The 20,746-nt window shown below is 72.9% G+C and carries 18 protein-coding genes and 3 riboswitches; of the genes, 4 read left to right on the top strand and 14 right to left on the bottom strand.

Annotated features, from left to right (window positions below; translation table 11 throughout):
• Nucleotides 1-77: 77 nt before the first annotated feature.
• Nucleotides 78-317, top strand: coding sequence for a hypothetical protein (locus ACH4S7_RS35710; protein WP_398525587.1), 240 nt, complete (start codon nucleotides 78-80; stop codon nucleotides 315-317).
• A gap of 66 nt (nucleotides 318-383) precedes the next feature.
• On the opposite strand, the gene ACH4S7_RS35715 is transcribed toward ACH4S7_RS35710, so the two are convergent.
• The 4 genes from ACH4S7_RS35715 to ACH4S7_RS35730 all read right to left on the bottom strand — a co-directional run bounded on the left by ACH4S7_RS35715 (nucleotide 384) and on the right by ACH4S7_RS35730 (nucleotide 3,558).
• Nucleotides 384-1,079: an HAD family hydrolase gene (locus ACH4S7_RS35715; protein ID WP_398525588.1), complete on the bottom strand. Its 696-nt coding sequence runs from the start codon at nucleotides 1,077-1,079 to the stop codon at nucleotides 384-386.
• Between the two features lie 24 nt (nucleotides 1,080-1,103).
• Nucleotides 1,104-1,586: an Lrp/AsnC family transcriptional regulator gene (locus ACH4S7_RS35720; protein ID WP_398525589.1), complete on the bottom strand. Its 483-nt coding sequence runs from the start codon at nucleotides 1,584-1,586 to the stop codon at nucleotides 1,104-1,106.
• Between the two features lie 140 nt (nucleotides 1,587-1,726).
• Nucleotides 1,727-2,974, bottom strand: coding sequence for a YncE family protein (locus ACH4S7_RS35725; RefSeq protein ID WP_398525590.1), 1,248 nt, complete (start codon nucleotides 2,972-2,974; stop codon nucleotides 1,727-1,729).
• The gene (locus tag ACH4S7_RS35730) at nucleotides 2,971-3,558 is read right to left on the bottom strand and encodes an ankyrin repeat domain-containing protein (RefSeq protein WP_398525626.1); all 588 of its coding nucleotides are present in this window, start codon (nucleotides 3,556-3,558) and stop codon (nucleotides 2,971-2,973) included. The genes ACH4S7_RS35725 and ACH4S7_RS35730 overlap by 4 nt, the downstream gene beginning before the upstream one ends.
• Before the next feature lie 343 nt (nucleotides 3,559-3,901).
• Between ACH4S7_RS35730 and ACH4S7_RS35735 the strand changes: the two genes are divergently transcribed.
• Complete coding sequence (locus tag ACH4S7_RS35735) at nucleotides 3,902-4,651, top strand: type 1 glutamine amidotransferase (RefSeq protein WP_398525591.1); 750 nt, start codon at nucleotides 3,902-3,904, stop codon at nucleotides 4,649-4,651.
• A gap of 70 nt (nucleotides 4,652-4,721) precedes the next feature.
• Here the strand turns inward: ACH4S7_RS35735 and ACH4S7_RS35740 are convergent, their stop codons facing one another.
• The 7 genes from ACH4S7_RS35740 to ACH4S7_RS35770 all read right to left on the bottom strand — a co-directional run bounded on the left by ACH4S7_RS35740 (nucleotide 4,722) and on the right by ACH4S7_RS35770 (nucleotide 13,820).
• The gene (locus ACH4S7_RS35740) at nucleotides 4,722-5,432 is read right to left on the bottom strand and encodes a pentapeptide repeat-containing protein (protein ID WP_398525592.1); all 711 of its coding nucleotides are present in this window, start codon (nucleotides 5,430-5,432) and stop codon (nucleotides 4,722-4,724) included.
• A gap of 331 nt (nucleotides 5,433-5,763) precedes the next feature.
• On the bottom strand, nucleotides 5,764-6,105 hold the full coding sequence (locus tag ACH4S7_RS35745) for a DUF5713 family protein (RefSeq protein WP_398525593.1): 342 nt from the start codon (nucleotides 6,103-6,105) through the stop codon (nucleotides 5,764-5,766).
• A gap of 85 nt (nucleotides 6,106-6,190) precedes the next feature.
• Complete coding sequence (locus ACH4S7_RS35750) at nucleotides 6,191-7,108, bottom strand: ECF transporter S component (protein WP_398525594.1); 918 nt, start codon at nucleotides 7,106-7,108, stop codon at nucleotides 6,191-6,193.
• Nucleotides 7,105-8,880 (bottom strand): ABC transporter ATP-binding protein, encoded by a 1,776-nt coding sequence (locus ACH4S7_RS35755; protein WP_398525595.1) that lies wholly within the window; start codon nucleotides 8,878-8,880, stop codon nucleotides 7,105-7,107. Before ACH4S7_RS35755 ends, ACH4S7_RS35750 begins: the two co-directional genes overlap by 4 nt.
• The gene (locus ACH4S7_RS35760; RefSeq protein ID WP_398525627.1) at nucleotides 8,877-10,061 is read right to left on the bottom strand and encodes an energy-coupling factor transporter transmembrane component T; all 1,185 of its coding nucleotides are present in this window, start codon (nucleotides 10,059-10,061) and stop codon (nucleotides 8,877-8,879) included. The genes ACH4S7_RS35755 and ACH4S7_RS35760 overlap by 4 nt, the downstream gene beginning before the upstream one ends.
• 58 nt (nucleotides 10,062-10,119) lie before the next feature.
• Nucleotides 10,120-11,070 (bottom strand): hypothetical protein, encoded by a 951-nt coding sequence (locus ACH4S7_RS35765; RefSeq protein WP_398525596.1) that lies wholly within the window; start codon nucleotides 11,068-11,070, stop codon nucleotides 10,120-10,122.
• The gene (locus tag ACH4S7_RS35770) at nucleotides 11,067-13,820 is read right to left on the bottom strand and encodes a prenyltransferase/squalene oxidase repeat-containing protein (protein WP_398525597.1); all 2,754 of its coding nucleotides are present in this window, start codon (nucleotides 13,818-13,820) and stop codon (nucleotides 11,067-11,069) included. The genes ACH4S7_RS35765 and ACH4S7_RS35770 overlap by 4 nt, the downstream gene beginning before the upstream one ends.
• 178 nt (nucleotides 13,821-13,998) lie before the next feature.
• Nucleotides 13,999-14,068: riboswitch (cobalamin riboswitch) on the bottom strand.
• 110 nt (nucleotides 14,069-14,178) lie between these two features.
• Nucleotides 14,179-14,317: riboswitch (cobalamin riboswitch) on the top strand.
• Nucleotides 14,318-14,416: 99 nt separating this feature from the next.
• On the opposite strand from ACH4S7_RS35770, the gene ACH4S7_RS35775 reads away from it, so the two are divergent.
• Nucleotides 14,417-15,829, top strand: a complete 1,413-nt coding sequence (locus tag ACH4S7_RS35775; protein ID WP_398525598.1) for a hypothetical protein — start codon at nucleotides 14,417-14,419, stop codon at nucleotides 15,827-15,829.
• Nucleotides 15,830-15,905: 76 nt separating this feature from the next.
• Here ACH4S7_RS35775 and ACH4S7_RS35780 read toward each other — a convergent pair whose 3' ends face one another.
• The 3 genes from ACH4S7_RS35780 to ACH4S7_RS35790 all read right to left on the bottom strand — a co-directional run bounded on the left by ACH4S7_RS35780 (nucleotide 15,906) and on the right by ACH4S7_RS35790 (nucleotide 18,523).
• Entirely contained in the window at nucleotides 15,906-16,397 is a 492-nt protein-coding gene (locus ACH4S7_RS35780; RefSeq protein ID WP_398525599.1) for a DUF4430 domain-containing protein, read from the bottom strand.
• Nucleotides 16,398-16,558: 161 nt separating this feature from the next.
• A riboswitch (cobalamin riboswitch) is annotated at nucleotides 16,559-16,683 on the bottom strand.
• A 152-nt stretch (nucleotides 16,684-16,835) separates the two neighbouring features.
• Entirely contained in the window at nucleotides 16,836-17,918 is a 1,083-nt protein-coding gene (locus ACH4S7_RS35785; protein ID WP_398525600.1) for a hypothetical protein, read from the bottom strand.
• A gap of 26 nt (nucleotides 17,919-17,944) precedes the next feature.
• On the bottom strand, nucleotides 17,945-18,523 hold the full coding sequence (locus ACH4S7_RS35790; protein WP_398525601.1) for a hypothetical protein: 579 nt from the start codon (nucleotides 18,521-18,523) through the stop codon (nucleotides 17,945-17,947).
• Between the two features lie 608 nt (nucleotides 18,524-19,131).
• On the opposite strand from ACH4S7_RS35790, the gene ACH4S7_RS35795 reads away from it, so the two are divergent.
• Nucleotides 19,132-20,670 (top strand): FUSC family protein, encoded by a 1,539-nt coding sequence (locus ACH4S7_RS35795; protein WP_398525602.1) that lies wholly within the window; start codon nucleotides 19,132-19,134, stop codon nucleotides 20,668-20,670.
• The last annotated feature ends 76 nt before the right edge of the window (nucleotides 20,671-20,746 follow it).

A 20,746-nucleotide genomic window follows, 5' to 3' on the forward strand; every position in this document is an offset into this window, starting at 1 on the left:
GGCCCCGCTTGATTCGATACGGGCTCCCCGGAAGAACGTCCGCTCCATCCGCACGCAGTCTTCGGAGGTAGCCGCACATGGCAGTGTTCGACGAAGGAACGACATTCCGCGCGATCGCGGACTTCCCCAGCACCACCGGCGACCGGGGATTCTTCGAGGTCGAGTTCTCCATCCGCAACACCACGACGGGCGAGAACCCGGCGCCGAAGGTGTCGCAGCTCGAAATCGCCCAGGCCATCAGCGCGCTCGCCCAGTCGAAGGGCTACGGGCCGGTGGTCTTCCGCGGTTCGCAGGCGTCGGCCCAACTCCACCCCTGAGACGTCCCCGGCAAAGGGGCGCCACCGCCGAGGGAACGGCGGTGGCGCCCCTCTCACGCATACCGGCTAACGCCGCCCCTCCAGCGTCCCGATCCAGTCGTACGCCGCCCGCGCCGAGAACTCGCTCTGACCGCCCTTGAACAGCAGATCCGCCGTCTCGAACGACGGATCGGTGGCGGTCGAGGGGACGTAAGGGATCGCGATGCACCGCATCCCGGCCGCGTGTGCCGCCGCCGCACCGGGCGGTGCGTCCTCCAGGACCACGCAGTCGGCGGGGGACACCCCGAGTCGGCGGGCGGTCTCCAGGAAGACGTCAGGCTCCGGCTTGCCCCGGTCGACCTCTTCGGCCGAGACGGTCGTCGGGATGAAGGCGTCCAGGCCCGTGACCGTCAGCACCGCCTTGATCGAGGCGAGGGAGGAGCCGGAGGCCACGGCCATGGGCACGCCGCCTTCGTGGAGCAGTTCCACGAAGGCGCGCATCTCCGGGAACACCTCGGTCGAGGTCCCCGCCAGCTCCAGATAGTGCCTGTTCTTGGCCGCCAGCAACTCGTCCACCGGAGCCTCGATGCCGTGCTCCGCGCGGAGCGCCGCGAGGGTCTCGCGGGTTCCGATGCCGATGAAGTCGGTGTGGCGCTCCCAGCTGAAATCCATCACGCCGTGCTCGGCCAGCACTCTGCGTCCGGCCTGGTAGTAATTCGGTTCACTGTCCACGAGCGTGCCGTCGAGATCGAAGATGACCGAAGTGCTCCGCGAAATGCTCATGTACACAGCATGTCAAGCCATTGCTCAGCGTGGTACACCCACTGATCGGCCCACCGACTCCACCAGCGGCAGCAGCCGGTGCGGCACCCGCTCCCGCAGCACCATCTCGGTCCGGGTGCGCACCACGCCGGGCAGCCGGATCAACCGCTGGACCACGTCTTCCAGATGACCGTTGTCCCGGGCGACCACCCGGGCGAGCAGATCCCCGCCGCCCGTGATCGAGAACGCCTCGACGATCTCCGGCACGGCCGCGAGTTCGTCGCCGACCTCGTCGAGATACCCCTGGGTGACCTCGATGTGGACGAAGGCGAGCACGGGGTGACCGAGGGCCGCGGGGGAGAGCCGCGGGCCCGTCCCGGTGATCACGCCGGTCCGCTCCAGACGGTCGATCCTGGCCTGGAGGGTGCCGCGCGCGACGCCGAGCATCCGGGCGTACTCCCGCACGCTGGTGCGCGGCTCTTCGATCATCAGCCGCAGGATGCGGGTGTCGAGCCCGTCCACCGCCATGGGGAATCCCTTTCACCGGTCGGGTCGGTCGAACTGGTCGAACTGGTCGAACTGGTCGAACTGGTCGGGCTATCTGTGTATCGACTGTACCAATGGCCCACCCAGAGGGGTCCGATGGCGGCCCCCCGGCGGGTGGCCGGTCACAGCACCGCGATGCCCAGCGGGCGCTCCCCGCCCGGCAGCCGGCGGGTGGTCCCCTCGCCGAGGTCCACGACGGTGACGCCGTCCCAGTGACCCTCCCGGGTGAAACCTCCGGTCACATAGGCCGTACGGCCGTCCGCCGACACGGCGACGTCCTCGTGCGGTCCGTCGAGCGGGACGACGCGTTCCGTGCCGTCCTCGGCCCGGATGGTGAGCGAAGCCTCGCGGTCGCCGGAGCCGATCGGTCCGGTGCCGACGGCGAGCAGGGTGCCGTCGGGGGTGAGGGTGGTGCCGTGCTGATGGGTGTTGGCGGTCATCCGCTCAATGGTGACCCGGCCGGTACGGGGGTCGAGCACGGCCAGCCGCTCGCCCTCGAACGGCAGCAGCAGCCGCCCGTCAGGGCGTACCGCGGCATAGTGCGGTTTCAGCCAGGAGCCGAGACCGCCCTCGGTTCCGTACGGGGCGACCTCGAAGCGCCGGGTGGCGAGCGTGTCCGCCCGTACCGCCGTGACGTCGAAGGAGTCGTGGTTGGTGGCGTACACCTCGGCGCCGTCGGGGGACACATCGACGTCGAACGGGCGCCGGCCGACCGGCACGACATCGGTGACCGCGCGGGTGGCGGTGTCCACCACCTCCAGCGCCCCGGGTCCGTCGGGCACATTGACACCGACGTAGAGGCGACGGCCGTCGGGCGCGAGGGCGATACCCATACCGCCGCCGCGGTACTCGCCGTCGGTCACGGGTCCCGTTCCGGTGCGGTACGGGACCCGGCCGAGGCTCTTACGGGTGTGGGTGTCGACGATCGCCACCCCCTCGGCCGTGGCGATCCACGCGCGGCCGTCGGCGCCGACGACCAGACCGTACGGGGCGGTGCCGACCCGCACGGAGGCGAACGGGCCGCGCTCGGGGTGCAGGAAGGTGACGGTGTCACCGCCGAAATCGGCGACCAGCAGCGTCCCCTCCGGTGTGGTGGTGCCCGGGGAGCGGTCCGCGGGCGTCGTGGCGGGCGGGGCCGCGCCCGCGGTACGGGACGGGGCGGCCGACGGCCCTCCGCCATCCGCGGCGGCGCCACCGGCACCGTCCCCCGGGGCGCAGCCGGCCAGCACCCCGGCGAGCACGGAGGCGAGTACGGGGGTCAGGAGGGCGCGGGGGCGCCGGAGCCGCGCCCTGCCGTCGGTCGGGGTCGCATCGCTGGTCCGGCGATGACGGGGGTGCGGTGTGGCGGTCTCCCGCTCCGTGGCCGTCATCGGGCGGCGCGCAGCAGGTCGGCGATCCGCTGGAAGCCGCGGCGCTCGGCGTGCTGGAGCGGGGTGACCCCGTCCGCGTCGCCGATGTCGGGCCCGGCTCCCGCCGCCAGCAGTAGTTCCACGGTCTCCTCGTGGCGCCGGCCGCCGTCGCCGAGGATCACCGCTTCCAGCAGCGCCGTCCAGCCCAGATCGTTGATGTGGTCGACATCGCTATCGGTCTCCCGCAGCACGGCCCGGACGTAGGCGACATGGCCCCGCTCGCTCGCCGGGATCAGCGAGATACCGCCGAAACGATTCCGCAGTGTCATATCGGGCCCGGCCGGCAGCAGGACACGCATCATCGCCACACTGCCGGTCACCCCCGTGACCAGCCAGGCACTGTCCTGCCGACTGTCCTGGGCGTTGGGGTCGGCGCCCGCCGCGACGAGCACAGCGGCGGCTTCGACATGGTCGCCCAGCGCCGCCAGCAGTAGCGCCGTGCGGAGATCCTCGTCGCGGGCCTCGACCCGCGCGCCGGCGTCCAGCGCCGCGCTCACCTCGGCGGCCCGCCCGCGCCGGGCGGCCTCCAGCAACCTGCGGTCCATGGCCTTCACGGGCACTCCCTGGGGACTCGGAGACGGTGCGGAATGTGCCCCTCCATCCTCCACCGCCGCCCAGGGCGCTCCGTAGCCGCACCGGTCGGTGTCCGCGAGCGGGACGGGGGACCCACGGGTCGACCGATCGGCTGACGCGCTTCCGGCCGGGCCGTGCGACGGCGTCCTGGGCGCGGGCCGGGCCGGGGGCCGTGCGACTGGCGGATGGGGAGGCGGCTGACCGGTACTCCGCACGGACCAGGCAGTATTCCGCCAAGAACGCCCATCGGATCCCCGGTGGGCCCACGGCGGGGGAGTGCCACAGCGCCCCCGGGCAGAGAGAGGCGGGACGGCCGTGACGGCGTCTGACACGGAAGCGGTACGGCGGATCCTCGTGGTGCAGCACGAGGATGGCACTGGTCCCGGACTGGTGGGCGACGAGCTCATCCGGTCCGGACTGAGCCTCCGGGTGGTCCACCCCTGGAACGGCGACCGGATACCCGACTCGCTGCGGGGCTGCGCCGGGCTGCTCGTCCTGGGAGGCGCGCCCAACTGCGACGACGACGCGGCGGCCCCTTGGCTGCCGGCCGTGCGGGCCCTCGTCCGGGAGGCCGTCGACACGGGCCTCCCCCTCCTGGGCATATGTCTGGGCGGCCAGATCATCGCCTCCGCGCTGGGCGGTTCCGTCGCCGCCCGCACCCAGGGCCCGGAGGTGGGCGCCGTCCCGCTGCGGCGGCTGCCCGGGGCGGACGGCGACCCCGTCTTCGGCGCGGTGCCGGACGGCGCGCCCGGCGCCCAGTGGCACTGGGACGAGATAGCCGAACTGCCCCCGCACGCGGTCCCGTTGCTGACCGGGGACGACTGCCGGTACCAGGCGTTCCGGGTCGGGGAGCGCGCGTGGGGGGTGCAGTTCCACCCCGAGGTGCTGGGCGACGCGGTGGCCGACTGGTCCCGCTCGGACGGGCCGGCGGTCGCCGGGGCCGGGGGCGATCCCGACGCGGCCGTCGCCGCGGTCCGCGCCGCGGAGCCGGCGCTGCGCGCGGTCTGGTCCGAGGCGTCCAGGGCGTGGGGCCGAGTGGTGCGCGAGCACGGTACGCGCGGCTGAGGTCTCGGTGTCCGCCGCCCCGGAACTCCGCCCTCGGCCCCCGCCCCGGGGCCCGGGGTCCGTGACGACCTCAGCCGTCCATGATCCGGAGGCCGAGCCCCGCCAGCAGTCCGCTCGCCTGGTCCACCGAGATGAACGCGCCCCTGAGGTTCACGCACTCGCGCAGCGACAGCTTCCCGAGATCCGCGCCGCGTAGATCGGCGTCGGTGAACGTGGCCGCCCGCAGCTCCGCGCCGAGCAACTGGCACTCCGTGAAGGTGGCTTCCGTGAAGTCGACACCGGCCAGGTTCGCCTCGGTCATCCGGAGGCCCACCAACTCCCGCCGCCGCAGGGAGAGGCCGGAGAGATCGGCGAGCATCAGATTGCAGCGTGAGAACCCGTATCCGACGCCCCGCGAGTGCTGGAGCCTGGCTCCGACCAGACGGCACCCGGTGAAGACGGTCGCGGCGAGCAGTGTGCCGCGCCAACAGGTGTTCGACAGGTCCATTCCGTCGAATTCCGCATCCGTGACGTCGGCGTCGGTGAAGTCGCAGAACGGCGCGGTCCCGCCGCGCCAGATGGTCCGCTCCAAATCGGCCCGCCGTATGACGCTGTGATTCAGGGAACAACCGATGAAGGAGGCGCCGCGCAGATCGGCACCGCTGAGATCCGACCCGTCGAAGGTGCACCGCTGAAATGTGTACGGTTCGTCATCCGCGCGCAGCAGGCGGCCCAGATCCATATCACTGAAATCAATGTCCGACAGCGTTCGACGGCTGCCCAGGAGTTCGTGTGCATCCATCGAACGCACGCTACACGGCGGCCCGTTCGAACCGTGGGCCACTGCGTTGATGTGTCGCTCGCCGCTCGCCGCCCGCCGCCCGCTGCGGGCCAGCGGGCACGGCTCCCGGCGACGGTCCGGGTGCATCCGGGGAACGGTCGCTGGCCCGATGGCGGGAATCGTCCCCGCTGCGCGGAGCGGGAAAGGCGATCAGGGCCTGCGGAGCACCGGGGTGCCGGCAGACGGAATCCTGACTGTGGCAGTCATGGAAGCGGAACCGGAATCCGGCGCGCGCATTCTGTTACCGCGCGCGCCTTTCCCGTCGGGAATGGGTTCATATGGATACCGGACATCACCAGTCCCGAGCGGCGATCAGCTTCTCCGCGTCCGCTTCCGGGAAGCCGTACGCCTGGGCCACGAACCAGAAGTCCTCGCCTATCTCTTCACGGGCGACGGTCTCGATCTCGCTGCCGGCCGCGTCGAACTCCGCCTCCAGGGCATTGAACTCCTCCGTCGCCGCCGCCGTGAGTGCGTACAGCGCGGTCACGTCCGGCGGCCGCTCGGCCTCGATCCGCTCGCAGAGCCGCAGCAGGATCGCCCGCCCCTTGTCGACCACATGATCGGGGAAGTATTCGTCGGCGTAGAGGCCGTGCAGGAACGGGTACTCGGTCACCCGCTGATTGTCGATCGGCATCCCGATCCCCTCTCGCCGTCGAAGAGCCGTGCACACCATCCTGCACCACCCCACTGACATTCGGCCGGGGTCACCGTCCCGGCCCTCAACCGTGCGGCTGGTCAGGCTTCTTGGTGGTGGGCGTGGCAGGGGTGGTGGGCGCGGCGGGGGCGGATGGACCAGCCTCACGCCCGGACGCCTTCGGCACGGCGGAGGGCGGCACCCCGGGTGCCGTGAAGCGGACCGGTGCCTGGAACCGTGCCTTGCGGGCGGCCCGGCGGAAGGTCGTCAGCACCGCCGGCCCGGCCAGGGAGATACAGACGAAGTTCGTGACCGCGCGGCCGGTGTCCCAGCCCAGCGAGGTGGCGATGTCGAAGGCGAGATAGCGCTGCCACTGCTCGGTGAAGGGCAGCCCCGGGAGGTAGGCGATGGAACTGCCCGGATCGAGCGAGAACGGCCAGAACGACAGATTGAGGAGGAACCCGAAGACGTAGCCGGAGACCGAACCGTAGACCGCGAGCATCAGGACCTCGCGGCGGCCGGTCGCCTTCGGGAGGAGACCGGCGAGCATACCGACGAAGGCGCAGCCGAACATCTGGTACGGCATCCAGGGCCCCACCCCGCCGGTGATCAGCGCCGAGGCGAACAGCGATGTGCAGCCGAGGGTGAAGCCGAAACCGGCCCCGTACACCCGGCCGGCCAGCACCAGGATGAAGAAGACGGTCTCGATGCCCGCGGTGCCCGCGCCGAGCGGGCGCAGGGCCGCGTTGACGGCGGAGAGGACGCCGAGCATCGCCAGCGCCTTGGAGTTGATGCCCCCTTCGGCGATCTCCGACATCACCACGCACAGGACGAGAACGAGAAGCACTCCGAAGATCAGCGGCGGCGCGTAGTTCGAGCCGAACTTCCCGGGCGCGACCACGAACGGCCAGAAGAAGGCGACCAGTCCGATGAAGGCCGCCATGGCGATGACCAGTCCGGCGCGCCGGCTGACCCCGATGGCGGTGGCGCCACGCTCGATCATGAGCCCGCTCCGTCGCGTTCGCCGTGCCCGCTCGGCCCGCCGTACCCCCTGTGCCCGCCGTACCCCCTGTGCCCGTCGCGCGTACGGTGTCCGTCACCCGCGCCGTCTCCGCCGTGCCCGCCGTGCTCTCCCCGCTCGTCGGGGGCGAGCGCGGTGGTCACCTGGTCGACGGTGAGGTACGGCAGTGGGGCGAGGATCTTCGCGGCCTGCGGGGCGAAGACCGGTGAGGCGACGATGACCTCGGTGGTCGGCCCGTCGGCGACGATGTCCCCCTCGGCCATGACGACCACCCGGTCGGCGGCGCGGGCGACGAACTCGACATCATGCGTCGAGATCACCACGGCCCGCCCCTCGGCCGCGAGGCCGCCGACGATCCCGATCAACTGGGTCTTGGCCCGGTAGTCGAGCCCCCGGGTCGGCTCGTCCAACAGCATCACCTCGGGGGCGGCGGTCAGTTGGATGGCGAGGACCAGCGCCAGCTTCTGCCCCTCCGACAGATCGCGCGGATGGGTCCTGTCGTCGATCCCGGGCGCCAGCCGGTCGAGCAGTTCCCGGGCGGACGGACCGCCTCCGCCGCCCGCCGACTCCAGATCGGCCTGGTCCAACTCCTGCCGCACACTCTCCAGATAGAGCAGGTCGGTGGGGGTCTGCGGGACGAGCCCGACGAGCCGCCGCGCATCGGCGGCGGACAGGTCGCGCGGATCCCTGGACCGCTCGCCGGCACCCGTGTCGACGCGTACGGTGCCGGCCTTGCGCGGCCCGGACCCCTGGAGCGCCCACAGCAGGGAGGACTTCCCCGAGCCGTTGCGGCCCATCAGGGCCGTGATCTCGCCGCCGCCGAGTTCGAGGTCGACCTCCCGCACCGCCGGGACACCGTGGTACGCGACCGTGATGCCGCGCGCCGTGAGGAGTCCGGCCCGGCCGGCCCCCGGGACGGGGCGGACGGGCGGCGGTGGAGTGTCGGCCAGCCGGGCGCGCAGCGGCGCCGCCGCCCGCCGGGCGTCCCGGACGGAGAGCGGCAGCGGATCCCACCCCGCCGTCCTGCCGAGTTCCACGATGGGCGGCGCGATGGACGACGTACGGAAGATCTCCGTCAGCGGACCGGACACCACCCGGCCGTCGCCCGGCAGATGGATGACCCGGTCGGCGTACTGGACGACGCGCTCCAGCCGGTGCTCGGCGAGGAGCACGGTCACCCCGAGGTCATGGACCAGCCGGGTCACGGCGGCCAGCACCTCCTCGGCCGCGGTCGGGTCGAGTGCGGAGGTCGGCTCGTCCAACACCAGCACCCGGGGGTGCGCGGTGAGGACGGACCCGATGGCGACCCGCTGCTGCTGGCCGCCGGACAGCTCATGCAGAGCGCGGTGGCGCAGATCGGCCAGGCCCAGCAGATCGAGCGTCTCTTCCACCCGCTTGCGCATCACGGTCGGCGCGATGGCCAACTGCTCCATCGCATAGGCGAGCTCCTCCTCGACGGTGTCGGTGACGAAACCGTCCAGCGGGTCCTGTCCCACCACGCCGACGACGTCGGCGAGTTCGCGGGGCGGATGGTCGGCGGTGTTCCGGCCGTCGACGGTGACCCTGCCGTAGAGGGTGCCGCCGGTGAAATGCGGTACGAGTCCGTTGACGGCGCCCAGCAGGGTGGACTTGCCTACGCCGGTGTGGCCGACGACGAGGCAGAGTTCGCCCTCGTCGACGGCCAGGTCCACCTCGCGGAGCACCGGTTCGGCGGCGTCGTCGTAGACGACGCTGACCTGGTCGAAGATGATCACTTGGCTTCCTCGGTGCGCTGCGGCTGAACGCGTGGCGTGGGCGGGCTCGGGGGCGGGGCGAGAAATCCCGCGGCGCCGGCCAGCAGGATCGCGGCCGCCGGGACCAGCGGCAGCGTCGGCCAACTGAGCGGATAGATGGAGGGGTTCAGCTCGGCGGGGTGGTAGCCGACATTGCTGAACAACAGCACGGCGGACAGCACACCGCAGCCGGCCACGGCCCATTCGGCGAAGCGCCAGGGGTCGGGCCGGTAGGTCGTCCGGGTGATCCGCCGACCGCCGAGGCGAAGTCCCGCGACACACAGCAGCGAACCGGCCGCCAGCGCGGGCAGTCCGAGCAGTTTCGGCGCGGTGGCGTCGAGGAGCCCGTAGGCCCCGGCGCACAGCCCGCACATGCCCAGCAGCATGAACGTACCGGTGAGCCGGCGGGAGCGGGGGGTCGCCGAGCCCGCGCGGCCGTAGCCGCGCGAGTCCATGGCGGCGGCGAGCCGCAGGGAGCGCTCCAGGGCGTCCTCCAGGACGGGGACCACGATGCCGCGCAGCGCGCGCATCCCCTTGTTGCGCCCGGCCCGCAGCCGCCGCGCCCGCGCGACCCGCTGCACGCTCTGCACCAGTTGCGGCGCGACGCTGATGGAGACGGTGACCGCGACGCCCAGTTCGTACAGCGCGCCCGGCAGGATCCGCAGCGCCCGCTTCGGGTTGGCGAGGGTGTTGGCGGCACCGATGCAGCAGAGCATGCAGGCCAGCCGGAGCCCGTCGGTGGCGGCCGAGAGCAGGGCTTCGAGGGAGACCGGCCCGCCGATCTGGATACCGGCGTACCAGTCCGGCGTCGGAATGCGCGGCAGTGAGAAGAGGAAGTGGTCGTGCGGGGTGATACCGGTGGCGAAGACCGCGCGGAAGACCACGCGGATGGCGACCACGGTGAGCGCCAGATACAGGTAGTACTTGAACCCCCGGGCCCACGGGGCCTCGGTGCGCCGCATGGTGATGACGTATCCGAGCACCGCGAGGACGAGGAAGAGCAGGAGTGGATTGTTGGTGCGGCTGACGGCGGTGGCCAGGGCGAGCGCCCAGATCCACCAGGCCACCGGGTGCAGGGTGCGCGGCAGTCGGCGGCCGCCGGAATCCGGGGCGGGAGCGCCGACGCGGCGCCCGGAGCCCGTACCCCTCGGGGCGCCGGGCAGGGGGCCGCGCCGCCCGGCCGCGGTGCGCGGCACGGGCGCCGGGTCGTTCGGCACGGCGCTACTCCGCACGTCGGCGGCGTTTCGCGGCGAACACCGCCGCGCCGCCGATGAGCAGCACCAGAGCGGCGGTGGCCGCGACGGGCAGGACGGAGCCGGAGTCGTGCTCGGCGTCGGCGGCCGGCGCCGCGTCGACCACCTTGGCGGCGGCACTCGGCGCCGCCACGGCGGCGGCCGGAGCCGACGACGGGGCTGACGGTGACGGCGAGGGCGACGCCGGTGCGGACGCTGGGGCGCTGGCGGACGGGCTCGGGGTGGCACCGGGTGGCGCGGCGGCCGTGGGCGCCTGCGACCTCGGCGGCGGCACGGGAGTGCGCGGTGTCTCCGGCCGCGCGGTCGGCCGGTCGGGTGTGGGCCGGGTCGTGGACCCCCCGCCGACGGGCCGGGTGTTGCGGGCCCGGAGCTGGTCCGGGGTGATGGTCGGCCGGCCCTTGGTGCCTTCGATATCGGTGCCACCGAAGATCCACAGATCGACGCTGCCGGGCTTCGGCTTGTAGGTCATGGCCCCGAGCTGGCTGTACTGCCAGGTGTTCGCGCCCGGATCGGCGTGCCAGTACGACCAGTAGGCGGAGGCCGGTGGCGTCAGCACGCAGTCCTCCTGCTGCGGCGGCGGATACTGCTTGCCGCCCTGATGCCCGCTGTAGCCGATCCGGCAGATGAAGGCCGGGCCGTCATGACCGGTGCCGGTGGTGCGCCAGCCGCCCTGGTTGAGGAGCTCGTAGCCGGTGGTCGGCGTCGTACCGCAGGAGCGGTAGACCGGGCCGCCCCAGCGGCTGAAGTCCACCGCCAGGACCACTCCGGAGGAGGTGGTGCACCGGCCGATCGGCTGCGGTGCGGCGGCGGCCGGCCCGGTGGTCGCGCCGAGCGCCGCCGCCGTGAGTCCGAGGGCGGTGACGAACCGGACGACGGTACGGGGTGGGTGCGCGACAGCGCGCGGGTGGCGGCGGTTCATCGGGTACCGCCGATCCCCGCACGGCGGTTGCGGGCCACGACGACGGTGCCCCAGCCCGCCAGCCCCAGCACTGCGGCGGCAGCGGCGAGCGCGCCCACCTGGACGCCGGTCGACGCCAGCCGGCCGCCATCGGCTGAGCCGGCCGTGCCACCCGTGCCCGCGGTACCGGCGGTTCCGGGGTTCCCGACTATTCCTCCGGAGGGGTCGCCGGGTGTGACGATGACGGGCGGGGGTGTGACCGGGCCCGGACCGGGCGGCTGCGGGGTGGTGCCCTTCAGATCACGGGTGAGGAGGGCGAACGAGATACCGGTGGAGCCGCCGATGGCCTGGGTGGAGGCGCGTACGTCGGAACCGGGCTGGCCCCCCTTGGTGACATTGAAGCCGCCGTCCGCGTTCTGCTGGGAAGCGAGGAACTTACGGGCCTTGACGATCTGCGCGCGGTACTTCACCGAGTCCAGCGAGAGGCTCTGGACGGCGAGGGCGGCGGAGTTCACCGAATTGCCCGACGCGCCCGGGAAGCCGCCGTCGGGCAACTGCTTCGAGGCGATCCAGGCGAGCGCCTTGTCCACGGCGCCCGCTGACTCCGCGCCCGCCGCGAAGTCCAGGGTCATCGCCGCCATCGCGGTGGAGTCCACATCGGAGTCGCCGGTGGGCGGCACCAGGCTCGGCCAGGCACCGGCTTCCTTCTTCTGCTGGTCGCTCTTGGTGTGTTGCAGGCTCTTGAGGTAGTTGACGGGGCCCGTCGCCGCCGTCTTCTCCCCGGCCCGTACCTGGGCGATGACCGCGAGGGAGTGGGCGAAGACGGACGGTGCGTAGGTGTAGGCGCCGGTGGCCGCGCAACTGCGGTCCGGCGCCTTGCTGGGCGCCCGGCAGACCGCCTTGCCGATCCCGGCGATCAGATCCTGGCCGCCGAAGGCGCGCGGATCGCGGCCGACCGCCTGGGCGAGGAGTGCGGCCTTGCCCATGGAGCCGCCTCCCGCGTGCTTGGTGCCCACGCCGGTCCAGTGGTGCAGGGTGCGACCGCTGGCGTCCTGGCCCCCGCCGTCGAGGAAGTCGACGATGCCGCGCAGGGCGTTGTTGTCGAGACCCGTCGCCGCGAGGGCGTAGGCGCCGTCGATGGTGAGGCCGTAGTCGGCCCGGCCCGTGCCGCCCCCGGCTCCGTAGTAGTGACCCTGCACCAGCCGGTCCTGGCGGGTCAGGAAGGTGACGCCCTTGCGCAGGTCGGGGCCGTCGCCGGGCGGGCCGGTCGGCGGGTCGGTGGGCTTGGTGGGGGGATGCGTGGGCTTGGGGTTGGGCTTCTTCGTGGTCAGCGTGACCAGACTGGTGTCCTGGGCGGCGAGCACGGCGGGCGAGGTCGCGTAGAGGGCCGGGTCCGTGGCCCCCTCCTCGAAGCCGAAGCCGCCGCCTTCGAGCTGCTGGTGGGAGAGCCAGAAGACGGCCGCGTCGGCGTGGGCCCGGTCGCCCAGCGCGCGCAGTGCCTGGGAGCCGAACGCGGTGGCCATCACACTGCTGACGGTGGCGTGCGCGGAGCCGAGGAAGGAGCCGTCGCGGAGCTGGACCTTCTTCAGATAGGTGCGCGCCCTGGCGACGGCGGCGTCGTGGCCGCCGGCCTTCTTGAGGACGAGGGTGATGAGGCCGGTGGTCGCCGGGTCCGCCTCGCAGTGCTCGTCGGGCCCGATCAGGATGCTCGTGAACCCGCCGTCCTGGCACTGGAGTCCGGTCAGCCGGGTCACCGAGTCGGCCGGGGGAGTGACCCCGCCACGCAGCAGGGCCAGCACCGCCAGCGCCTGGGCGTCGCCGTAACCGGCGTTCAGGAAGTCGCCCTTGGCCGTGCAGCCGGGGCCGGGGGCGGTCGTGCAGACGTTCTTCCTGAGGTCGCCGAGGAGGTCGTGGCCGCCGAAGGCGCGCGGGTCCCGCTCGGTGATCGTGGCGAGCAGCGCAAGACGGGCGGCGGCGTTCGGGTCGGGCGCCGCGTCCTTGCCCGTCGGATAGGCGTACGCGGTGGCCGACGCGGCGGCGAAGTCCGTGACCTTGTCGAGCGTCTTGCTCTTGCCGTCGGCGGCGGCCAGGGCGTAGGCGGCCTCGGTGGTCAGCAGGTGGTTGGGCGTCTCGGCGCCCTCGTCCACGACGCGCTCGCCGTCGGTCAGCCGGCTCGTCACCCACCGGGCGGCGACCGGGACGGCGACCTCGCCGGGCGGGGGCGTCGGCGGGTCGCCGGGATCGGGCGAACCGTCGCCGCCGGGTCGTACATCGGCGGGCGTGAAGGTCGGCCGGCCGGTGCTGCCCGTGACGCTGGTCCCCCCGAACACCCAGGCGTCGACGTCACCGGCCTTGGGCTGCCGTTCCATGGCGCCCAACGGGCTGTAGGTCCACTTCTCATCGCCCGGGGAGGCGATCCAGTACGACCAGTAGGCGGTGGCCTGCGGGGTCAGCACGCAGTCCTCCTTCTCCGGCGTGGGGTACGGGGTACCGGAGTTGAAGGCGCCGTGGCCGATCCGGCAGATGAAGCCGGGGCCGTCGTGCTCGGTGCCGGTGGTGTCGAATCCGCCCTCTTCGAGCAGTTCGAAGCCCGTGCCGGGAGTGGTGTCGCAGCCCTTCTCGATCGTGCCGCCGAAGGGGCCGAAGTCGACGACCACGAGCGCGCCCTTGGTGGCGGTGCACTTCTCGACCGGGTCCGCCGCGACGGGTGTTCCGGTGACGAGGGCGACTCCCGCGCCGACGGTGAGGAACACCGCCAACACCAAGGCCACGAACCCCGTCCGTCCGCGCCGGCCTGCTTGCTGTGCGGTCCCCACCACGGCCCCTCGAATCAGCCGGGCGGTACGCGCGTGGCCGTGGAGTCGGCGATGTTCCCCCTGTTCGCGGGGAAGCCGATCCGGTACCACGCCGTAGTCCGCGACGGCGCTTCTCGCTCTGCGACTGGCCCCAGGCAGTCCGGCTCGTCCGCGTGTTGCGGACCTACGGTTGCGGGTCAGCGCCGGATTCAGACCGGCTTCCCCTGGGGTTGAGTGCTTATCAGGCGGATTGGAACACGCGGCCGAAGACAGCGTCAAGGTGGCCTGAATCTCATCGCCCGGTCGCCGCCCCGTCGGTGTCGGCCGAGGCTGGCGGAGGCATGATCCCTCAGGTAGCGTCCAGGGCTGCCACATGGGGGAACCTGGTGCGAATCCGGGGCTGACGCGCAGCGGTGTGGGACGGCAGGGGGCCGTCCCGAGCCCGAATGCCCATCCGGCAGCTTTCCAACAGGAAGCCGTACCCACGCGTTTGGACGGCGGCCGCCCGACCCCCGCGCCTCGGTCGCGGAGTAGGTGTGTCCGGCCGGCGTCCCTCATCACAGGAGCAGGCCATGTCCCGTTCTCGTACCTCCCGCCGCATCGCTCTGACGGTGCCCGCCGTTCTCGGTGCCTTCGCCCTGACGGTGCTGCCCGCCGCCGCGACCACCTCCCCGGCGCAGATCGCCACCTCGAAGACCAACGGCGTCGCCTACCTCAAGTCCCTCCAGGCCGCCGATGGTTCGTACGCGGGCTCCGGCCTGTCCAACGAGTGGGCGCTGAGCGCGCTGGCCGCGGCCGGCACGGCGGCCGTGGACGTCACGCCCGGCGGCGACGCCACCAAGAACGCCCGCAAGGTCTACCGAGACCTGCTCGCCACCTCCGGCTGGCCCTCCGCGACCCCGGTGGTCACCGACTACCAGCGCGCCACCCTCAATGCGTACGCGGCGGGCATCGACCCGGCGCGCGTCTCTGCCTCCCGCAACCTCATCGCCGACATCTACGGCTACTGGCAGACCGCGGAGACCGGTTACTTCGGTCCCTCCGCCAACTACAACGGCACGGTCTTCGCCGCGCTCGCCCTCGCCGGGGCCAAGACGCAGGCGGGCGCGCAGCGGGTGCCGCAGTCGCTGCTGACCTCGATGGTCAACCGGATCCGGGCCAACCAGCACAACGACGGCGGCTGGAACTACAGCAAGGCCGAGGGCAGCCCGACCGAGCTGGCCAAGCCGGGCGACATCGATATGACCGGTGCCTCCATGGCCGCCCTCTGCGCCTCGGGCGTGCCGAACACCGACCCGGACATCACCCAGGCCAAGGCGTTCCTCAAGAGCAAGATCATCAGCAACTCCGGTGCGTTCAACGCCATGTACGGGGTGAACACCAACTCCAACGGCTGGGCCGTCTCCGGTCTCAACGCCTGTGGCATCAACCCGCAGACCGGTGACTTCCTCACCCCGCTGGGCAAGACCCCGGTGGACTTCCTCATCGCCCAGCAGTTCAACCCCGGTGGCGGCTTCAAGTACCTGCCCAGCCAGACCACGCCGTCCACGTACGCCTCCGCCGACGGTCTGCGCGCCGTCGCCGGGGCCGGGTTCACCGCGACTCCTCCGGTGCCGACCACGGTGGGCGCGCCCCAGTGGGTCGCCCAGGCCGCCTTCACCGCGGGTACGGCCACCCGGCTGGCGCTGACGGTCGACGACGGCGCGGGGAACCTGAAGGTCTGCTCGGTGGCCTTCACCCCGACCGGCACCACGACCACCCTGGGCGAGGTGCTCGCCGCCGCCACGACCGCGGCCACCCCGGCCGGCTGTGTCACGGCCGTCACCCCGTCGTACGGCACCGGCACCATCACGGCCGTGAACGGCAAGGCCAACAGCGGCTCTTCGACCTGGAAGGCCAGCGTGGACGGCGCCGCCTTCACCGCGGCCACCCGCGGCAAGGTGATCAACCTCGGCGACACCGTCGCGCTGCGCTGGGGTAGCTGAACCACCCCGGCGCGGGTCCCGGCGTCCCTTGCCGGGGAGCCGGGACCCGCGCCGGGCCGTTCCCAGGGGGCGAGGTCTAGAACGCGGTCCAGGTGAACGCGACCTGGTCGCCGGCGTTCAGCCGGAACTGGCAGCCGCCGACCGGTGTCGGGGTGCCGTTGACGGATATGTTCCAGTAGGCCACGCCGCCTCCGGAGACCTGCTTGATGGTGTCGACGGAGAAGTCGTCGAACGACGCGTACCAGGCGCCGTCCCAGGTGAAGTTTCTCGTCCGGGCGGCATCGTCGAGCGCGGCGGTCGGGGTGGGCACCGCGGTCGGATTCGCGCCACCGTTGGTGCCGTCGCACTTATGGGTGCCGCCGGTGGCGGTCGTCACATCATGGCCCTTGGTCTTGATCCGACCCTTGAAGAGCAGGCCGTTCGGGCCCTGGACGGTCAGGTTCACCTTGACCGGCGTGTTCGTGTTCACCGGTGTGGTGGTGGAGTGGGCCACGGCCGGCGCGCTGGTGAGGGCGAGGCAGAGAGCCGCAGTGGTGATCACCGTGCGGCGGGCGAGGGTCTGACGCATGACGTTGCCTTCCTGGCATGGGTCCCGGCCGCCCGCCCGAGACCCCGTACCGCCCGTGCGCGTATCGCCCCCCCGGTCGCGCGGCCCCTGGAGCGGGGCAGGCGAACGGGTGGCGGAGAACCCGGGGTTCGGGGCTTCGCGCTGCGGACCGTGACAGTGAGAAGCGATACGCGGGGAACGCGGGGTTTTCCGACTCGCGGCACCTACGCGCCACACACGGTTGCAGGCCAGCGCCGGATTCACACCGGCTTCCCCCCATCGTCCACGCATTCAGTTGTCGCTCCGGCCGGAGCCGGGGCAGACGCATCGTATGGCCTGATCCCATGAGTCGGCCAGGGTTTCCCGCGATCCCGGATCCGGAACGCGCCGGTGAACAGCACCGAGTTCGCGGCCCTTCACATGAACGTCCGTTGCCCGGCAGCGACGTACCCTCGGTCCTCACCCGCGGGGCCGTTGAGTGCCGGGCATCAACTCCACGCGTACGTCACCGCTGTCCTGGAGGACGTACGTGCTGCCGGTACGGGCCGTCCAGCCCACCGGGAGCAGGTAGTAGCGCCCGCTGCGTTCGATGAGCCGCCGCAGTCCGCTGTAGCGGTACCGGTAGTGTGCGTCCTCACCCAGGTCCTCCACCACCACACCGGGGCCGGCCAGGCTGAGGCGTTCGGTGCTCAGGACCACGACGGCGGTGCGCCGCAGCACATGGTCGGCGGCCGTCCGCGCCTCCTGCTCGCCGAGCCGGGTGGTCGCGAGGCTGGCGGCCCACATCAGCGACAGACAGGCCACGAAGGCGGGGAGCGCGCGGCTCCAGAGCCCGCCGGGGGCGGGCGCCGCGCGGGCGCCCGGGAACCGGCCCAGCAACAGCCCGACGCCGAGCAGCAGGGGCGCGGTCCATTCGTACGGGTCGATCCGCCGCCACAGGAGCAGCAGCACCAACCCGGCTGACACGATGAGCGGATGGGCGCGGGCCACACCGCGCAGGACGCGGTCGATCAGCGCCGTCGCCCGGTTCCGGCCGGCGAACTCGTCTCCGGCGGCGAGCCGGCTCGCCGCCAGCACGACCAGGGCGAGGGCCACGGCCAGGGGCGGCTTGACGAGGTTCAGGCTCTGCATCGACAGCTCGGCAAAGCCGAAGCCCAGGCTGAAGGCGTCCAGCCGGAAGTACTGGTAGTAGGCGGTCAGATAGAGCGCGCCCAGGAAATACATGATCGCCACGAGGAACGACGCCTGCGCCGCGACGGCGCCGAGCAGGCCCGTGGCCGTCGTCGGGATCCCGCCCGCACCGTCGGGGGCCGCACCGGCCGCACCAGCAGGGCTCGCCGGGTCGGCCCGGGCCGCGAGTCGGCGCCGGGCGGCGGCCACGGAGCTGCTCGGCGTCGATGCCGTACGGGCAGCTCCGCGCCGCGCGGTACCGGCTGACCAGGACCGCCGGTACCGCGCGCCCCGCCGACCGGCGTCCGCGGCGCCACGGGCGTTCGGGGCGTTTCCGGTGTCCGCGGCGTTCGCGGCGTCCCTGGCTGCCAAGCCGCCAGCCCCTTCCGTAGTGGTGGTCAGGAGTCGGATACCTCGGGGCAGGGTTCCGGCGACGGGCTCGGACCGGACGGCCGGGGACCGGGTGCCCCGGACGGTGCGTCGGACGACGAGTCCGACGGTGTCGGTGCGGGAGAGGTGGATGGGCACTCCTCGGGCGGGAGGCAGACCTCGCCCTCCGGGCAGCCGCCGGGGTCGCCGATCGTGCCTCCGACATCGCTGCCGGTGCCGCCCCCGCTGTCACCGCCGCCGCTGGGGTCGAGCCCGCCCGCGGTGGCCGGAGGTTCGTCGCTCGCCACCGGCGGGGGAGCCACCGGCGGCACCGGATCGCCTCCGTACGAGCCGCCGCCCGAGCCTTCCGCCCCGGCCCCGCCCCGGCCGTCCCGCCCCTCCGGATCGGCCACCCGTCGCTCCGGGCTGTTCCCGGGCGTGGGCCGCTCCGTCGTCCCCGGCCCCTCCGTGGGGCCGCTCTCCGACGCGCCGGCGCCGGGCCGGGCCTGGGCGGGCGCGTCGACAGGCTGCCGCGGTGGCCCCGGTTCCCGGTCCTGCCCCTCCGGCCCGCCGCCGGCGCAGCCGCCCACCACGATCACCAGAGCCACGGAAGCGGCACAGCGGCGCACCCGTCCCGCTCGGTGTCTCGGTTGGCCTGGATGCGTCGGATGGTGCGGAAATCGCGGATATCGCCGAAAATTCATAGGGTCCCCCTGCGGTTGACCGCCCGCGCGAGGACATCGGGACCCCCGCCGCGCGCGCCCTGCCAACAGGGTCCCGCCGACGGGAGCGTGACGCCAGATCCCCCGTACGGAAGTGTCCACCCGCCACCACGCGTCGCCGCGCACCGGCGGTTCCCCGCGCGCCGGTACGGAGCCCCCGAGCCCTGCCCGGACGCACTGTTTCCGGACACCCGGGGAGGGGGTCCCACCGCCCGGAGGCTGCGACACCCGGCCATTGGACCAGCGCCGGCCCCGCAACCGGATAGTCGACTGGACCAATGGCATACCTCTGAGGTCGTCTCTTGAGCCAATAGCCCTGGTGATGCTCTGATAGCCCCTGTCGATGGCGCTGCGGATTCCGCGGCGCCTTTTTGATGCCGGGACCCTCCCGGGCCGGAGACCCCCCGGCCGGAAGTCCCAGGCGGCACCGGAACACCGGGCACCGGGAACCCCCGGACACCGGCCCCCCGGCCATACCGAGAAGGCGAGAAACTGTGCAGAAGTGGGTGTTCGTCGCGCCGGATCCGGGGCGGCTGCGGCTGCGTGCGGCGGCCCGGTCCGTCCTCGGCATCGGTCTGGCCGTGACCATCTGCGGCCTCGCCGGGCAGTCACTCGTCGCCTCCGTCACCGGGGGCCTCGCCGCGCTGCTCGCCCTCTTCACCGTCACCGACGCGACCGTCCGCGGACAGGCGATCACCACGGCCCTGCTGCCGGTGGTGGGCTTCCCGGTGCTCGCCGCCGCCGCCGTGCTGCACGACTACCCGGTCGCCCGGGACGCCGTCTTCCTCGCCGTCGTGGGAGCCGGCGTCTACGCCCGCCGCTGGGGGCCGCGCGGCCACTCCCTCGGGGTGTTCGCGTTCATGACGTACTTCGTGGCGCAGTTCCTCCAGACGATGCCCGGCCAGCTCCCGGAGCTGTACGCCGCGATCGTCCTCTCCCTGCTCGCCTCCTCGACGGTCCGCTTCGGCCTGTGGTGCTACGAGCGGGGCCGGCCGCCCGCCGTCGCGCCCGCCCCGGCCGACGGCAAGGGCCTCGCCCGCACGACCACCCGCCAGGCGGTCCAGGCTGCCGTCGGCGGGACCCTCGCCCTCGTGATCGGCCAGGCGATCTCCGGCGAACGCTGGTACTGGGCGGTCGGTGCCACCTGGTGGATCTTCGTGAACACCGCCTCGCGCGGTGAGGCACTCGTCCGCGGCTTCCGCCGGGTCCTCGGCACGCTGATCGGCATCGCGGTCGGGCTGGTCGTCGTCGTCCCGCTGCACGGCGCCCCCGTCGCCACCGCCGCGCTCGTCGCGGTCTGCGTCTTCGGGATCTTCTACACCGCCGCGGTCTCCTACACCTGGATGATGCTCTCGGTGACGCTGCTGGCCGGGGGGCTCTACGGACTCCTCGACGTACTCGATCCGGCGCTGCTCGCGCTGCGGCTGGCCGAGACCGCCGTCGGGGCGCTCGGCGCCGCGCTCGCCGTGCTGCTCGTGCTGCCCGTCACCACCCACGCGGCCACCAACGCCTGGATCCAGCAGGCCGTCACCCGCGTCCACGGCTGCACCACGGCCGCCGCGCGCCGGCTGTCGGGGGACGACGGGGCCGACCCCATGCCGCTCGTCGCCGAACTGGAGGCGCTGCTCGGCCGGGTACGGCTCTCGCTGGCCCCGCTCGTCCACCCGCTCAGCCCGCTGCGGGCCCGTAAGGCGCGCGCCCGCCAGGTGATGGCACTGCTCGACGACTGCGCGCGCGAGGTGCGCGGGCTCACCGCCGTCGCCGCGGCACGGGACGCCCGCGCGAACACGGCGCCCGGCTTCGCCCACGACGCCCGACTGGTCGCCGCCTGCCTGCGGGTGGAGGCCGCCGTGCACGCCCTGGTGCCCCCCGCGGCGCCGGCGCCGACCGCCCCCGCCGTCCCCGTACCGCCGGGCGGGCAGCACCCCCGGGCCGAGGCGGCCCTCGCCCATCTGCACGCCCTGGAACAGGCCCTCGCGGAGCTGGCCACACCTCTGCGCACTTCGCCCCGCGCCCCGCTCGTACCCGCCTGACCTGCGGAGGGCGACGGAGTCCGCGCTGTCCCCAGGTCAGGCGGGTACGTACGGTCGAGGGGCGTAAGCACCAGGT

It is taken from the genome of Streptomyces sp. NPDC020965 (assembly GCF_044333555.1).
GTDB lineage: Bacteria > Actinomycetota > Actinomycetes > Streptomycetales > Streptomycetaceae > Streptomyces.

Excerpts from the sequence above, each read along its gene's own strand:
- ACH4S7_RS35780 (WP_398525599.1), bottom strand. The coding sequence starts at position 16,397 with ATGCGTCAGACCCTCGCCCGCCGCACGGTGATCACCACTGCGGCTCTC.
- ACH4S7_RS35740 (WP_398525592.1), bottom strand. The coding sequence starts at position 5,432 with ATGGATGCACACGAACTCCTGGGCAGCCGTCGAACGCTGTCGGACATT.
- ACH4S7_RS35775 (WP_398525598.1), top strand. The coding sequence starts at position 14,417 with ATGTCCCGTTCTCGTACCTCCCGCCGCATCGCTCTGACGGTGCCCGCC.
- ACH4S7_RS35715 (WP_398525588.1), bottom strand. The coding sequence starts at position 1,079 with ATGAGCATTTCGCGGAGCACTTCGGTCATCTTCGATCTCGACGGCACG.
- ACH4S7_RS35750 (WP_398525594.1), bottom strand. The coding sequence starts at position 7,108 with ATGATCGAGCGTGGCGCCACCGCCATCGGGGTCAGCCGGCGCGCCGGA.
- ACH4S7_RS35765 (WP_398525596.1), bottom strand. The coding sequence starts at position 11,070 with ATGAACCGCCGCCACCCGCGCGCTGTCGCGCACCCACCCCGTACCGTC.
- ACH4S7_RS35745 (WP_398525593.1), bottom strand. The coding sequence starts at position 6,105 with ATGCCGATCGACAATCAGCGGGTGACCGAGTACCCGTTCCTGCACGGC.
- ACH4S7_RS35720 (WP_398525589.1), bottom strand. The coding sequence starts at position 1,586 with ATGGCGGTGGACGGGCTCGACACCCGCATCCTGCGGCTGATGATCGAA.
- ACH4S7_RS35725 (WP_398525590.1), bottom strand. The coding sequence starts at position 2,974 with ATGACGGCCACGGAGCGGGAGACCGCCACACCGCACCCCCGTCATCGC.
- ACH4S7_RS35730 (WP_398525626.1), bottom strand. The coding sequence starts at position 3,558 with ATGGACCGCAGGTTGCTGGAGGCCGCCCGGCGCGGGCGGGCCGCCGAG.
- ACH4S7_RS35710 (WP_398525587.1), top strand. The coding sequence starts at position 78 with ATGGCAGTGTTCGACGAAGGAACGACATTCCGCGCGATCGCGGACTTC.